The organism is Spiroplasma chrysopicola DF-1 (genome assembly GCF_000400935.1).
Classification (GTDB): Bacteria; Bacillota_I; Bacilli_A; order Mycoplasmatales; family Mycoplasmataceae; genus Spiroplasma; species Spiroplasma chrysopicola.
In genome coordinates this window covers 135,013-150,252 of the sequence record NC_021280.1, presented here as the reverse complement: position 1 = coordinate 150,252, position 15,240 = coordinate 135,013, and the positions used below count along the sequence as shown (strand labels likewise).

Genomic DNA, 15,240 nt, shown 5'->3' with positions numbered 1-15,240 from the left:
AGAGGTGAAACAATGTTTTTAACAGCTTTTCAAATGAAATACCAGACTAAATCAGTCAAAAAATTGCCAAAAATTGCCAACTCTAATAAATGACTAATTGTTGATATTCGACCAAAAGAAGAATGAACAGAAAGCCATATTATTAATAGTATTAGCGTCCCCCACCATTTGTTTAAACTAATTTATTATAAAAAAATTGATAAAAGTAAAAAGATTTTATTTGTTTCAAGTGCTGGGCATTCTTATCTAGATCTTTACAAATTATTACGTAAACATAATTTCAAAGTTTATATTTTAAATGGGGGATGAAAAAAAATTCATCAAACAACTGAATTTGATGAATTTTTAACTTATAATCCTATTGATTAATTATGAATTAGCATTAATTGTTGCTAATTTTTTTTCTGGTCCATTAAAAATAACTTTATTTTGGGGTGGTAACATTCCTTTTTTTAATAATAATTCATTCAATCCTCATAAACCAAAGCTAGTTCCTAAAACAATAAAAATACTAATCATTGTTTCAAAGTTTTCTTTAAAAGCAAAGAACATATAAGCAATATATGCTAAGGATAGACTCAAAATCACAATACTAAAAACAGCATAATATCATAATCCTTTAATTTTATTAACTTCAATTTTTCCTGTTTTACGATTAACGCAAACAGCAACAATTAGCATTAAATATAATGTAAAGACTGTTAGAGATGTTGCATTTGAGAACGTATCAACAATTGCTAAAGAATTATGTTTAACTGGTAAACTAATCGCCATCATAATTAACCCGACTGTCACAGTAATTATAATTTGAATTGCTCCGATCACTCACATTTTTAATTCTTTTTTCCCTAGGTAAATTAAGTTTTCTTCACGACTAGTTTGCATTGATGCTGGTGCTACTAATGTCATTGCGTGCAAACTCATCAGCGCTGTAATGACAATAAATCAATTTAAAATTTTACTTCCAATCCCTGTACCAAGAACATTATTAAATAAAGTGAAAACACTTCCATCATTTGTTCCTAAAAATAGTGAAATAACTTCTAATAAATAAAATATTGTAATAAAAATCATTGCCGCAAATAAAGCTTTTGGGACAACATTTTTATTTGATACTTCTTTTTGTAAACTAGCTCCATAAATAAAGCCATCAAATGAAAATAACACTGGTAATAATCCCATAAAGAAATTTCCAAATTTCATTTCTTTAAAAGTATCAAAAACATTACCATCAATTGGATGAATAAATCCAATGAATAAACTGACCAATAACGGAATAAATTTAATAAAAGTTCCGATTGTTTGGATTGCTTTCCCTGTTTTACGGAAAAAGATGTTTGATAAGGCAATTAAAATTAGAAAAATAAAGCCGACAATAACAGTAACAATATTTTTGGTCTCCTCACTGATATTTTGCAAATTAAGGGCTATAAACATTGCATTAACACTAAACATTGCAAAAAATGTTAATAGTGTTGGAAAATATAAAAAAATATAAAAAATTGCATAGTAACTGGCTACTTTACGACCGATAAATAAATTAGCTCAACTGGCTAAGGTTCCATGACCTGATTTTGTATTTGCCGAAGATATCTCAATAAAAACCATAATCATTGCCATTCCTAGAATTCCCACTAAAATTCATAAAGCAATTGCTAAAAATGGATTTTGTGTGAAACCTAAAACGTGACCTGGTTCATTATCATTTTTAAGATAAATTCCAATTCCAATTGTAATTCCAACAGCAGTTGAAAAAACTGATAAAAATTCAAATAATTTAATGTGCTTCTTAGGGTTACCCATTATTATTTCTCCTTATTCTTTTTTTATTAATTTGTAATACATATTGCGTATTATTATAACATAGTTTATTTTAAATTATTATAATATTTTGTCTTTATTTCCCGGAATAAGTGGTTAATTCCTGATTTTGATATCTCAAGATTTTCTTTTTCAAATAGTAAATTTGATAAATCTTGTAATGATGCGTCAGGATTTTCTAATCTTAGTAATGCAACTTTCTGAGTATTATGACCTAGTAAACTAAAAAAATTATGTTCAATTAAATAATTTATCATATTAATTTGTTCTTCGGCAGCTTTAATTGCTTTTTGTTGATTTGAAATCTCAATATTATTCAGGCGATTAATACTATTGGTAATGTCGCGAGAAATGCGAGTATTTTCAAACTCTAAAACATTATTAACGGCATCAATTAATTTTAAAAAGTCTGAAACTAAAATTGCTTTTTTAATATAGCAGACATATTTATCATTACGTTGAATAATCCGAAAAGAAAAATAAAATTTAGTTAATAGTTTTTTAAATGCCAGCGCTGAATCTTCTTCTAAAAATTGAACTTCTAAATGATAATTACTAGTCTCAGGTGAATTAACACTACCACAAGCAATAAAAATTCCGGCAATATAAGCACGCACTTCGCGTTCTGATCAATCACTATTTGGCGCAATAATTTTTTGATTAGTCTCAAAATTATAAATATTTAAATCCGTCAAAATTTTAACCGCATCTTTTTTAATTTTTAAAACAAATGTTTTTGTTTTTTTAAGTTTATTGGACTGAATAATAATAACTTCAATATCTGTTTGATATAGATTTTTTAAAAAGCTATAAACCATTCGGATAATTGAATTACTAATTGAGCTGACTTCAAAATTAAAATAATTATTACTTAATTTTAAATTCATATTATATTTAATAAAACCTGATAAAAAAGATTTTTGACTAGCTAAATCAAAGGATTTTTTACTAATTTCTTCTTTTACATTTAGCGCAAAACTCATTTTTCCTCCTTATGTAAAAAAGTTAATTTTTAGTTTTATCAATTAACCTTTTTGTTTAAATTCGCGAACTTCTTCCTCAACATCTTGTAATGGTTGGTCATTATTATCTACTAAACGAACAACAACATTTGCCAATTTAATTACTACTTCATGGGCAATTGCAATTTGCATATTTTCAAATAATTTTGCTGCTTCTTCAACATAAGCATGTAAGGGATTAGTTTGTGCATAACTACGTAGATAAATCCCACTACGTAATTTACTTGCTTGATCAATATGTTTTGTTCAATAATTATCAAAAGCCATAATAATTGTATTACGTTCAATTTGGGTCATAACTTCTGTTGGAACATCACTAATTCGAGCCATGTAAAAATCAAACATTAAGTTGCTTAAATGTTTTGCCACTTCATTACGGGTCATTTTTTCTAAGTCTTCTTTTATTAATGCCCCTGGGGCTACAACTTTACCATCGACCCCTTTAATTAATTCATCATAACTGATAAATCATTCTCCATGTGATTCATTCCCAAACATCCGTGTTAAATCGTAAGCAGCAGAATATTGCATTTTTTTAATAATTGGTTTTAATTCATTTACGGTTAAAATTTGGTCACGACGTGAATACATTGCTTCACGGTGTTGTGCTAAAACATTATCATAATCTAAAATATGTTTTCGTTGATCAAAATTCATTCCCTCAACTTTTTTTTGGGCATTTGAAATTGCTCTTGTTAACATTTTTGACTGAATAAAATCAGTTCCTAAACGGCCAAAAATTCGACGCAATCTTTCTCCCCCAAAACGTAACATTAAATCATCATCCATTGCGACATAAAAACGAGAAAACCCAGCATCTCCTTGTCGCCCTGAACGACCTCGTAACTGATTATCAATCCGACGGGCTTCATTTCGTTCAACTCCAAAAACTGCTAAACCTCCTAATTCTTGGACTCCAGAAGCTAATTTAATATCAGTTCCCCGTCCAGCCATATTTGTTGCTAGGGTAATTGCCCCTTTTTCACCAGCTTTGGCAATAATGTCAGCCTCACGTTCGTGGTTTTTCGCATTTAACATTTCAAATTTCAAATTAGCTTTTTGCAAATAATGTGAAACAATTTCAGATGACTCAACAGAAGTTGTCCCAATTAAAATTGGTTGACCTTTTTCATGCAATTTAATAATTTCTTCTAACATCGCGTTCATTTTCGCATCACGATTAGCAAACATATAATCTGATTCATCTAACCTTACTAATGGGCGATTAGTTGGCACTTGGATAACGCGCATATTATAAATTTTAATGAATTCTTCTTCTTCCGTTTTAGCAGTCCCTGTCATTCCACTTAATTTATTGTATAAACGGAAGAAGTTCTGATAAGTAATTGTCGCCATTGTAATAGTTTCTTGTTCAATTTCAACATTTTCTTTTGCTTGCAATGATTGCTGTAATCCATCACTATAAGCTCGCCCAGGCATTAATCGACCGGTAAATTGATCAACTAAAACAATTTCCCCGTTTTGAACAACATATTCAACACCATTTTTAAAAACAAAATTAGCTTTTAAAGCATTTAAGACTAAGTGATATAATTCAGTATTTTGAATATCAAACAATGATTTAATAGAAAAAGTCTTTTCGGCCTTTTTAATTCCTGTTGGCGTTAAATAAACTTGTTTTGTTTCCAAATCAATTTCTAAATCCTCATCGCGGTTTAAAGCCTTGGCAAAATTATCCGCAGCTAAGTATTGAGGTGTACGATTTTGGCGCCCCCCAGAAATAATTAACGGCGTTCTTGATTCATCAATTAAAATTGAGTCAGCCTCATCAATAATTGCATAATTTAACCCTCTTTGTACTTTATCTTCAAAGCGTTTGACCATATTATCCCGTAAATAATCAAATCCCAATTCGGCATTTGTTGTATAAGTAACATCCATACTATAAGCCACACGCTTTTGTTCTTTACTTAAACTTCTTAGGTTTAACCCGACTGTTAAACCTAAAAAATTAAGAACTTCTCCGTTGATTTCTGAATCCCGTTTTGATAAATATTCATTAACTGTAATAACATGAACACCTTTACCATCAAGGGCATTTAAATAGGTTGGCATTAAAGCTGTTAGGGTTTTTCCTTCCCCTGTTTTCATTTCTGCCACATCCCCTTGGTGCAAAACAATGCCCCCAATTAATTGAACACGATAAGCATGTAAGTTTAATAAGCGGCGTGCTGCTTCGCGGGCTACTGCAAAAGCATCAACTAATAAATCATCTAATGTTTCCCCACTATTTAGGCGGTCTTTAAACTCGGTTGTTTTTGCTTTTAACTGCTCATCTGTTAAACTTTGCATTACTGTTTCTAATTCAAAAATCTTATCAACAGTTTTATTATGTTTTCTAATTATTTTTTTATCGCTTGCTCCCATTTATACTTCTCCTTAAATTCTTAGCTTATATTTATTAAAATTGGTGTTAATTCAACCATTTTTATTCTATCATAAAATCACCCAAATCTAATGGGGGAAAAGAGAATAAAATAAAACTACACTGATAAATTAGTGTAGTTTTATTGTTTTATTTATCTTGAACAGCAGCAATTCCTGGTAAGACTTTTCCTTCCATATATTCTAAACTAGCTCCTCCACCAGTTGAAATATAAGTAAATTTATCTTTATATCCTAATTGAATTGCAGCAGCAGCTGAATCTCCTCCACCAATTAAAGTAAAGGCATCAGTCAGGTTAGCAATTGCTGCACAAACTGCTTTTGTTCCTTTATTATAGTTTTCAAATTCAAAAACTCCCATTGGTCCATTTCAAACAACTGTTTTTGCATCTTGTAATTCTTTTGTAAATAATTCAACAGTCTTTGGTCCAATATCTAATCCCATGTAACCATCATCAATGTTGGCATCAGGAGTAATTTTTCCTTCAACATCAGCAAATTCTGGCGCTTCAATATTATCAATTGGTAAAATAATTTTATCTTGTCCTTTTGCTAAAAAGGCTTTGGCAACTTCAATTTTATCATTTTCTAATAATGATTTTCCAACTTTATCACCTTTGGCAACAGCAAAAGTATATGCCATTCCCCCTCCGATTAAAATTTTATCGGCTTTATTTAATAAGTTTTCAATAACATCAATTTTATCTGAAACTTTTGCTCCCCCAAGGATTGCAACAAATGGTTTTGCTGGTTGATCAACTCCTTGTGATAACATTTTTACTTCTTTTTCAACTAAAAATCCTAAACATGATTCTGCAATGTTTGAAGCAATTCCAACGTTTGAGGCATGGGCACGGTGAGCTGTTCCAAATGCATCATTAACAAAAACGTCTCCTAAACTTGCTCAATATTTTCCTAATTCTGGATTATTTTTACTTTCTCTTTTTGCAGCTGCTTGCCCTTTGTCATCTAAACAAATTTGACCATTTTCATCAATAATATCAGCAAAACGAGTATTTTGGAATAAAATAACTTCCCCATTTGCCATACTATTAATTTCTGCTTCTAATTCTGGACCTTCAAATGTAGGGACAAATTTTACTGTTTTATTTAATTTTTGTGCTAAGACATCAGCAACTGGTTTCATGTCTAATTTTTTTAAATCATCTTCTACTTTTACTTTTCCTAAGTGTGAAAATAAAATTACTTTTGCCCCATTTTCAATTAAATATTGAATTGTAGGTAAAGCTGCTGTAATTCGATTATCATTTGTTACTATTCCATCTTTCATTGGAACGTTAAAATCAACACGAACTAAAACTTTTTTTCCACTAACACTAACATCTTTTAATTCTTTTTTTGCCATAAAAAATTCCTCTTTCTCTCTTTTTTAATTTTTTCTCTTTTATTTTAACACTAATTATTTAATTTCCTTATAAATTATCAAGATATTCAACAGCAAACTGTCCAGCCTTTGAACCATCACTAACTGCTGTGGCAATTTGACGTAGAGTTGTATTTGTAACATCCCCCGCCGCAAATAAACCTGGGACTTTCGTTGCCCCTTTGCTATCAACAATGACATAATTATTTTCATCCAAAACATCCATTTGTTCTAAAAATTGCGTAATCGGGATTGAACCAATATAGGGGAATACACCACTAACTGCTAACTCTTGGACAGCATTTGTTTTGACATTTTTAACAACCAAGCCATTTACTTTTTTACTGTCAACCCCTTTGATTTCTGTTGATATAGTATCAAACACAAATTCAATTTTAGGGTTATTTTTAGCTTTTTCGACGACATTTTTATCAGCACGGAACTGATTACGACGGTGAATTAAGTAAACTTTATTAGCAAACTTTGTTAAATACATTGCTTCTTCTAGAGCAGCATATCCTCCCCCAACAACAGCAACATCTTTGTTCTTAAATAAAGCTCCATCACAAACAGCACAATATGAAACTCCCATTCCATATAAATCTAATTCCCCAGGAATTCCAATCTTTCGTTCAACTGTTCCTGTCGCAACAATAACAGCACGAGCATAATAACTTTTTTCTGATAATGTTACTAATTCAAATAAATTAGTTGCTGGCTCTTTTTTCACTTCAATAATTTTTTCCCCTAAATAAGGAATTTGTAATTTTTGAGTTTGTTCAAACATTTTATAAGCTAAATCTGGTCCTAAAATTGAATCAAAACCAGGATAATTTTCAATTTCACTTGTTTTAGTTACTTTTCCACCAGGAGCCCCTTTTTCAATCATTGCAATTTTTGCCATTGCCCGGGCTGCATAAATTGCTGCCGTCATCCCGGCTGGTCCGACCCCAATAATTAAAATATCATAAATTTCATTAGTATTGTTTTTCATATAGTCATCCACCTTTTCTTCATTTTTTAACAGAAATAAATTGGGCAAAAAACACTAAGGCTGCCCCTAATAAAATCATTAAACTAATAATAATATAATCTAATACCCGCGCATTTTTAATAAATAAATCTTGATCTGTTCGCTGTACTTCTAAAATCAGACGAATAATATTATAACCAAAAATATACATTCCTGCTTGGACCCCACTACGTAAAACAATTAAATTATGGGGATTTTGAATTTTTTCTAATTTTTCGCGATTTGCTGTAAAAGTTTGTTTAATTCTCGCACCTCAATATTTTAACCGAATTTTAAATCGTTCTCAACGGGGTAACTTATAAATATTTTTAAAATAAATTTTCTTTAAATTTTCTTGCTGTGATAAGTTCCGTACCATTTGTTGGTCAGGATGAACATCATAATACCACTTATCTCAAACTCCTTTGTAAGATAATGTTGCAAAATTTGGTTCTCTTTTTTTAAATTGTCAGTAATAACTATAACGGAATATTGCGGGAACTAAAAAAACAATGACTGCTCATAACATCACATTAGCAAATGATTCATATAAGAAAATTGGCTGAAAATATTGAATTTTATTTCAAAAATCAGGATTATTTGGATCAAATGGAATATGCCCTCCCGCTGTTATCACATTTGTCTGTGGGTCAATAATCCCATTCGGATCAATATATCACTTAAATAAATTATCGCGAATAAATCTTGGCAGTCACATTAGCGCACTTTGATCAACTGGCGCTCCTAATAATTCATGGTTAAAAAAGTTTCCCCAACGTCCTAATGCTTGGGCAATTAAAATATTTGGGATAATTAAATCAGCATAAACTCAGATTGAAATATTAGTTTTACGTGCTTCATAGCCAAATCATACTCAACCAGCAATTAAACCAAACAATAATCCCCCATGGATACTCATTCCAGGTAACCAAAACATAAATAACTGATAAAACTGGACAGGGTGAATAATATCTAATTTTCCAAAAATACTTGCCCCAATTAAAGCAAAAGGAGTTAATAAAAAAATCGCAATATAAAGACTTTGGGTTGGAATATGACGTCTTTTAAAACGAAATCATGAAATTAAAATAGCAATTAAAAAACCACAAAAAATAAAAAGTCAGTATGGCCGGAACCACCCTCAATACATATCCTGGGCTACTCATGTTAATAAATTCACTTAAAAATCTCCTCTATTCTTCTGAATATTTTTTAAACTGTTGTTCTAATAGTTTAAGGGATGAAAAACCAGCTTCTTCTAGTTTTAATTTTGAAACAGCAGTTTCCACTAGTTCACTAACACTACGTCCATAAGTAACTGGGATTTTAATAATTGGTACTTTTGTTTCAAGAATTGTTGTATAGTTATATTTTGCCCCTAAACGGTCAATTGTTTTATATTCTTCATTATCTAATAAAATTAATTCAATCACTAAATCAACGGTTGTTTCTTCCAATAAGATTTGTAAACCATAAATTTTACTTAAATCTAAAATTCCTAATCCTCTTACTTCAATTAGGTTTTTTAGAATTTCATGTGAACGACCAAAAAGCTTATTATTACGTTGTTGAATAACAATCCGATCATCACCCACAAACAAGTGATTTTTTTTCACTAATTCTAACGTAATTTCTGATTTCCCAATTCCTGATTTCCCAATAAGTAATACCCCTTTCCCAAAGATATTAATTAATGAGCCATGCTCTTCATATGTTGGTGAAAAATATTCATCAAAATATTCTAACAAAGTTTGATATAAACGACTTGTTGTAATCCCAGTTGCCCTTGCGACTGGACACTGATGTGTTCTAGCAATTTCTAATAAAAGCGGATCGGTAAACTTTTCTGTTAAAATTACCAACGGAATATTTTCATTTAAAATAAACTCATAACGCGCACGGCGGATTTCTTCACTCAAGGTCTGAACATACATTTGTTCTTTGTTCGACAACAAAATTACCCGGCGATTTAGATTATCTTTTTCCGGATCAAAACCTGCTAATTCTAGTCCTGGGCGATTTATTCCATATACTTTAATTTCTCGGCTTAAATTATCAGCTCCAACCAATAATTCATATTTAAACTTATCCATAATATCTTGCACTGTAAACTTTGCCATTTTTCCACCTATTCTGCAATTTTATTTCTACTTATATGTTCTCATTATTCCGCTTCAATTTCAAGAATGATATCTCTTAATTCTGCAGCCTTTTCAAAATCTAATTTTTCACTAGCTTCATACATTTGTTTACGTAAATCATTCAATAAACCATCTTTCGCTGTTTTATATTCTTTTGAATTTTTATTTTTAATTTTATGTAATTTTTGATCTTGAATCCGAATATTAGTATAATCACGAATTGCTTTAACAATTGTTTGGGGTTCAATATTATACCTACTATTATACGCTTCTTGAATTGCCCGACGACGTTGCGTTTCTTTAATGGCTTGTTTCATTGCATCAGACATTTTATCAGCATAAAGAATAACATGACCATGTGCATTTCGCGCCGCACGCCCAATTGTTTGGATTAAACTTCGCGCATTACGCAAAAATCCTTGTTTGTCAGCATCTAAAATACAAATCAAGGAGACTTCCGGAATATCAATTCCTTCCCGAATTAAGTTGACACCAACAATACAATCATAAACACCTTTCCGTAAATCTAGCAAAATTTGACTACGCTCTAATGTTTTTAATTCACTATGCAAGTATGCCACTTTAATATCTTGCTCTTGTAGATAACTTGTCAAATCTTCAGACATTCGAATTGTTAAGGTGGTAATAAATACCCGTTCATTTTTTGCCCGACGTTCTTTAATTTGTACAATAATATCATCAATTTGCCCAACTGTTTGTTTAACTTCCACGGTTGGGTCTAGTAATCCCGTTGGTCGAATAATTTGCTCAGCGACTTGATGATTTGCCAATTCTAACTCATACTCGGCTGGTGTTGCTGAAACATAAATTGTATTTTTTAATTTACCATTAAATTCTTCAAAATTTAATGGTCGATTATCTAAAGCACTTTTTAATCGAAAACCGTAATTAACTAATGTTTCTTTCCGGCTACGATCAGTATTATACATTGCTCTAATTTGGGGAATTGACATATGAGATTCATCAATAATCGTTAAAAAATCATCGCCAAAAAAATCAATTAAAGTATATGGGGGTTCCCCTTCTTGGCGTAAATCAAGATGGCGTGAATAGTTTTCAATTCCTGAACAAATCCCACTTTCACGGAGCATATCTAAATCATATTCTGTTCTTTGTTTTAAACGTTGAGTTTCAACAATTTTTCCTTCACCCTTTAATTCTTCCAAGCGAACAACCAATTCTTTTTCAATTAATTCAATCGCTTTTGTTAAACGCTCTGGAGAAGTAATATAATCTTGGGCCGGAAAAATTGTTAAGGTTGATAAACGTTGAGTTACATCCCCATTTAATCCATCAATATAACAGATATCATCAATTTCATCCCCAAATAAATCAATACGAATAAATGTTTTAATATTTCACCCAGGAACAATTTTAATGACATCTCCTTTTGCACTAAAAGTCCCAGGAATTTGTTCTATATCATTGCGAACATAACCAGAAGAAACCAAATAATTTGTTAATTGTTTTTTCCCAATTTTTTCACCACGATTTAATTGAAAAAATGATTTTTTATACTCATTGGGATCTTGAGCCCCATAAATTGCCGCAACAGACGCAACAACAATAACATCTTTACGCATAATTAAAGCATTAAAAGCACTTAATCGCATCATATCTAATTCCATATTTTGTTTAGCATCTTTATCAATATATAAATCCCGGCTCGGAATATATGCTTCTGGTTGATAAAAGTCAAAGTTAGAGACAAAATATTCAACACGATTATCGGGAAATAATTCTTTTAATTCAACGTACAACTGCATTGCTAATGTTTTATTATGGGCCATTACCAACGTTGGTTTATTATAGTGTTCAATAATATTAGCCATTGTAAAAGTCTTCCCGGTTCCAGTGGCTCCCAGTAATACTTGGTTTTTTTTATTATTTTTTAGTCCTAATAATAAATTTTCAATTGCTTGTGGTTGATCACCAGCTGGTTGATAATTGGAAACTAATTTAAACATTTCTTCACCCCTTCATAAAACCTCTTAGATATATTTTACCTTAACTATGGTAAAAAAAATAAGTCTTTCTTCTTAGACTTATTTTTTCATTAATTTAATTAATTCTTTAATTTTTTCATTATATTGTGAATAAACATCTGATAAACTATTTTTATTAACAACCGCTGCAATCATATTACCAATTAATTCAGCAATTGAAATAACTTCTAAACCAACAAAACGACGTTCGGGAACAATATCAATTGTATTTGTTACAATAACTTTTTTAACAATTCCTTCTTGAATTAAAGCTGATAATCTTTCACAAGCTGGTGGTGAAAAAACACCATGACATGCTAATAAATAAACTTCTTTAGCCCCACTTTCTTTCAATGCTCGTGCCGCATTACAAATAGTTCCAGCGGTATCAATCATATCATCAACAATAAAACAAACACGATCTTTAACTTCCCCTAAAACAAATTGGACTTCACTAACATTTGGCTGTGAGCGCTTTTTATCAATAACAGCAATATTAACAGGTAATCCCGTTAATTTATCAGCAACTTCACGAACACGAACTAAACCACCGTGGTCAGGTGACACAATTGTAATTTCTGAAGTAATTTCATTTGCCTCAATTTCGCCAATAATTCTTTTCACAAATTCTTGTGTTGAACGTAAATCGTCAACAGGAACATCAAAGAATCCCATTGATTGTGGGGAGTGTAAATCAATTGTCATCACTCTTGTTGCCCCTGCTGTTGTAATCATATTGGCCACTAATTTACAAGTAATTGGTTGACGTCCTTTTGCTTTGCGATCTTGGCGGGCATAACCAAAGTATGGAATAATAACATTAATACTATTAGCACTTCCTCTTTTTAAAGCATCAATTGCAATTAATAATTCCATTAAATTTTCATTAACTGGATTTGAAGTTGATTGGATAATATAGATATCCTTCCCTCGCACTGAATTAACAGCTCTTGTCAAAATTTCCCCATCCGCAAAACGAATAATTTCCATTTCTTCTCTTTTAATATTTAACACTTGGCAAATTTCATCTGCTAACTTTCCACTAGCTGATAAGCCATAAACACTAAAGTTCTTGTTTTCCACCATTAAAATATTTACTCCTTTTTTTAATATTTAGTCCTTAATTTTATTATATAACTTATCTTTTCGTAAATAAAGAAACTTTTTAAAGAAATTGTCGAAATAAGATATAATATTTAAAAGTAGGTGAATGAATGGATAAAAATGCTCAAGCAAAAGATATTATTGATAATTTACGCCCTTATATTAATCAAGATGGCGGTGATATCGAATTTGTAGAATTAAAAGATGATATTGTTTACATTCGTCTTGGAGGAGCATGTGTAAACTGTGGTTTAATTGACATGACAGTTAAAGATGGTGTTGAGCAAATTGTTAAAAATGAATTACCCGAAATAAAAGCAGTAGAAGTTGTAATGTAACTTTCCACTGCTTTTTAATTAACAAGTAATGTCTTCAATTTGATTAACTCTTCTAGCATGACGGCCTTCATCAAAGTTGGCTTTTAAAAATGCTTCAACAATTCAAATTGCTTTTTGATTAGCAATTAAACGTGCCCCTAGTGCTAAAACATTGGCATTATTATGTTCACGGGCCAATTGGGCAGTTGTTGTTTCATAGCACAATGCCGCACGAACTCCTGGTACTTTATTAGCAGCTATTGAAATCCCAATCCCAGTTCCACAAATAACTATTCCTAAATCAGCAACTCCATTTGCAACAGTTTGACCCACTTGATGGCCAAAATTTGGATAATCTGCTGCTTGGCCATCATTAGTGCCAATATTAATAACTTCATAACCATTATTTGTTAAGTAAGTTACAATATCATTTTTCATTGCTACCCCTGTATGATCATTTCCAATCGCAATTTTCATTTCTTTTCCTCCTGATTGCTATTACCTATAATATAACATATTTTTTTAAGTAACTTATCCTGATGTAATAATATCTAAAATTTTTTGTGGACTCATTGGTGTTACTGTAATAATTAACTTCGCATTTTTTTGAATAACAACATATAAATTACCTTTTAAATCATCTAATTTAATATATAAATAATCTCTTGTTTCAATTCGATCAGAAGAATTGTCAATCATTTTAATTATTTTTTCTTTGACTATTCATTCATTTTCATTTTTAAAATTAGCAATTCGCTCTTTAATTCTTTGGAAACCATGGTCGGAAAAAGCCAATTTATGTTGATAATAATATCCCATCTTAAAAACTCCTTTTATAATTTACTCTAATTATACCGGATAATTAGAGTAAGGTCGCTAATTCCAAAAGAAATATTGAAAAATATAAAAGTTGTAAGGTACCATAGACATTTAAGACCAGTTAGTCTTTTAAAAATTTTAACACAGCTTCAGCAGGTGTTAAAAGATTTATGCTCTTATGTCGTCGAATATTGTTATAATAATTTAGAAAGATTTTAATTTGTTTTTCAATATCATCAATTTCCTTAAGATATCTTGGTAAATATTCAAAAAACTTATTTCAGTTACGATGAAATCTTTCAATTTTCCCATTTGACTGTGGGGAACGCACTGGAGTTGTCTGATGAGCAACTCCTTTTTTATTTACTGCTTTTGTAAATTCACTTTTTCGATGAGCATAATTTGAACGATGATTATATACATATTCAGTTCCATTGTCTGTTCGAATTCTCTTAATGTTAATGCCAATATTTTTAAATTCAAAATAAGCTTTTTCAAATAGTTTAGCAGCAATATCTTGTGTTTTATGCGCAGAAACATAAGCCACTGCATAACGTGATTTTTCATCAATGTAATCAAAAATATACAAATCTTTTTTGTAACCTGTCATATTTTTAGTTAATATTTTAACATCATGTTGAACATGTCCTAATTCGGGCATTTCATAACGTTGATATATTTTCTTTATATTTTTACGCTTAGAATAATTATTAAATGTTTTATCTCATTTTATTAATGTTTTAATGTTATGTTTAATTGGCATATTTTGGTAGGTAAAATAATTTGCTAATGTTAAATTATAAAACTCATATATCCCTGTGCCATATTTTTCTCGGTATGTTTTAATCATCTTAGCAATTTTTCTTTTATATATTTTACTATAATGATAATGAATAGTTTTTGGTCGTGTTGAAGTCTTTTTAAATCATTCAAAATCATAAGAATTTAATAAAAATTCTTTAATTTTATTTGATCATGTATAAAATGTTTGTTTGCCTTTATAAAATAATTTAATTAACTGGTTTAATGAGTGACTTTTTAAATAGTATTTATGGCATAAATTAAAATAATTTGACAAATGATGATAGATATAATTTGTTTCTTTAGTTGGTTCAACACGCCCATACCACTTTTTAAAACCACGATGTAATTTATATAATTCATTTTCAGTAATAATACTTGTTATCATTTTTAATCCTCCTAAATTT

At 30.3% G+C, this 15,240-nt stretch carries 14 protein-coding genes; 2 read left to right on the top strand and 12 right to left on the bottom strand.

All coding sequences use genetic code 4. The features are described 5' to 3' along the window. Positions 1–12 precede the first annotated feature (12 nt). Positions 13–369, top strand: a complete 357-nt coding sequence (locus SCHRY_RS00655) for a rhodanese-like domain-containing protein (protein WP_016338542.1) — start codon at positions 13–15, stop codon at positions 367–369. Here SCHRY_RS00655 and SCHRY_RS00650 read toward each other — a convergent pair whose 3' ends face one another. From SCHRY_RS00650 to SCHRY_RS00610, 9 genes are all read right to left on the bottom strand, one after another. Next, entirely contained in the window at positions 370–1,803 is a 1,434-nt protein-coding gene (locus SCHRY_RS00650; RefSeq protein WP_016338541.1) for an APC family permease, read from the bottom strand. A gap of 65 nt (positions 1,804–1,868) precedes the next feature. Then, the gene (gene whiA / locus SCHRY_RS00645; RefSeq protein WP_016338540.1) at positions 1,869–2,804 is read right to left on the bottom strand and encodes a DNA-binding protein WhiA; all 936 of its coding nucleotides are present in this window, start codon (positions 2,802–2,804) and stop codon (positions 1,869–1,871) included. A gap of 42 nt (positions 2,805–2,846) precedes the next feature. Then, a complete protein-coding gene (gene secA, locus SCHRY_RS00640; protein WP_016338539.1) occupies positions 2,847–5,231 on the bottom strand; it encodes a preprotein translocase subunit SecA in 2,385 nt (794 codons plus the stop codon). Between the two features lie 148 nt (positions 5,232–5,379). Next, positions 5,380–6,615, bottom strand: a complete 1,236-nt coding sequence (locus SCHRY_RS00635) for a phosphoglycerate kinase (protein WP_016338538.1) — start codon at positions 6,613–6,615, stop codon at positions 5,380–5,382. Positions 6,616–6,682: 67 nt separating this feature from the next. Further along, positions 6,683–7,627 (bottom strand): thioredoxin-disulfide reductase, encoded by a 945-nt coding sequence (gene trxB / locus SCHRY_RS00630; RefSeq protein WP_016338537.1) that lies wholly within the window; start codon positions 7,625–7,627, stop codon positions 6,683–6,685. Then, entirely contained in the window at positions 7,611–8,825 is a 1,215-nt protein-coding gene (locus SCHRY_RS00625; protein WP_016338536.1) for a prolipoprotein diacylglyceryl transferase, read from the bottom strand. Before SCHRY_RS00625 ends, trxB begins: the two co-directional genes overlap by 17 nt. 13 nt (positions 8,826–8,838) lie before the next feature. Further along, positions 8,839–9,765: an HPr(Ser) kinase/phosphatase gene (gene hprK / locus SCHRY_RS00620; RefSeq protein ID WP_016338535.1), complete on the bottom strand. Its 927-nt coding sequence runs from the start codon at positions 9,763–9,765 to the stop codon at positions 8,839–8,841. Between the two features lie 44 nt (positions 9,766–9,809). Further along, positions 9,810–11,774, bottom strand: coding sequence for an excinuclease ABC subunit UvrB (gene uvrB, locus SCHRY_RS00615; protein WP_016338534.1), 1,965 nt, complete (start codon positions 11,772–11,774; stop codon positions 9,810–9,812). A gap of 78 nt (positions 11,775–11,852) precedes the next feature. After that, positions 11,853–12,878 (bottom strand): ribose-phosphate diphosphokinase, encoded by a 1,026-nt coding sequence (locus SCHRY_RS00610; RefSeq protein WP_016338533.1) that lies wholly within the window; start codon positions 12,876–12,878, stop codon positions 11,853–11,855. A gap of 128 nt (positions 12,879–13,006) precedes the next feature. On the opposite strand from SCHRY_RS00610, the gene SCHRY_RS00605 reads away from it, so the two are divergent. Beyond that, the gene (locus tag SCHRY_RS00605; protein WP_016338532.1) at positions 13,007–13,234 is read left to right on the top strand and encodes a NifU family protein; all 228 of its coding nucleotides are present in this window, start codon (positions 13,007–13,009) and stop codon (positions 13,232–13,234) included. Between the two features lie 18 nt (positions 13,235–13,252). Here SCHRY_RS00605 and rpiB read toward each other — a convergent pair whose 3' ends face one another. The 3 genes from rpiB to SCHRY_RS00590 form a co-directional block, all read right to left on the bottom strand. Next, positions 13,253–13,690, bottom strand: a complete 438-nt coding sequence (rpiB, locus tag SCHRY_RS00600; protein ID WP_016338531.1) for a ribose 5-phosphate isomerase B — start codon at positions 13,688–13,690, stop codon at positions 13,253–13,255. Between the two features lie 54 nt (positions 13,691–13,744). Then, complete coding sequence (locus SCHRY_RS00595; RefSeq protein WP_016338530.1) at positions 13,745–14,032, bottom strand: hypothetical protein; 288 nt, start codon at positions 14,030–14,032, stop codon at positions 13,745–13,747. Between the two features lie 121 nt (positions 14,033–14,153). Then, the gene (locus SCHRY_RS00590; RefSeq protein WP_016338484.1) at positions 14,154–15,221 is read right to left on the bottom strand and encodes an IS481 family transposase; all 1,068 of its coding nucleotides are present in this window, start codon (positions 15,219–15,221) and stop codon (positions 14,154–14,156) included. Positions 15,222–15,240 lie beyond the last annotated feature (19 nt).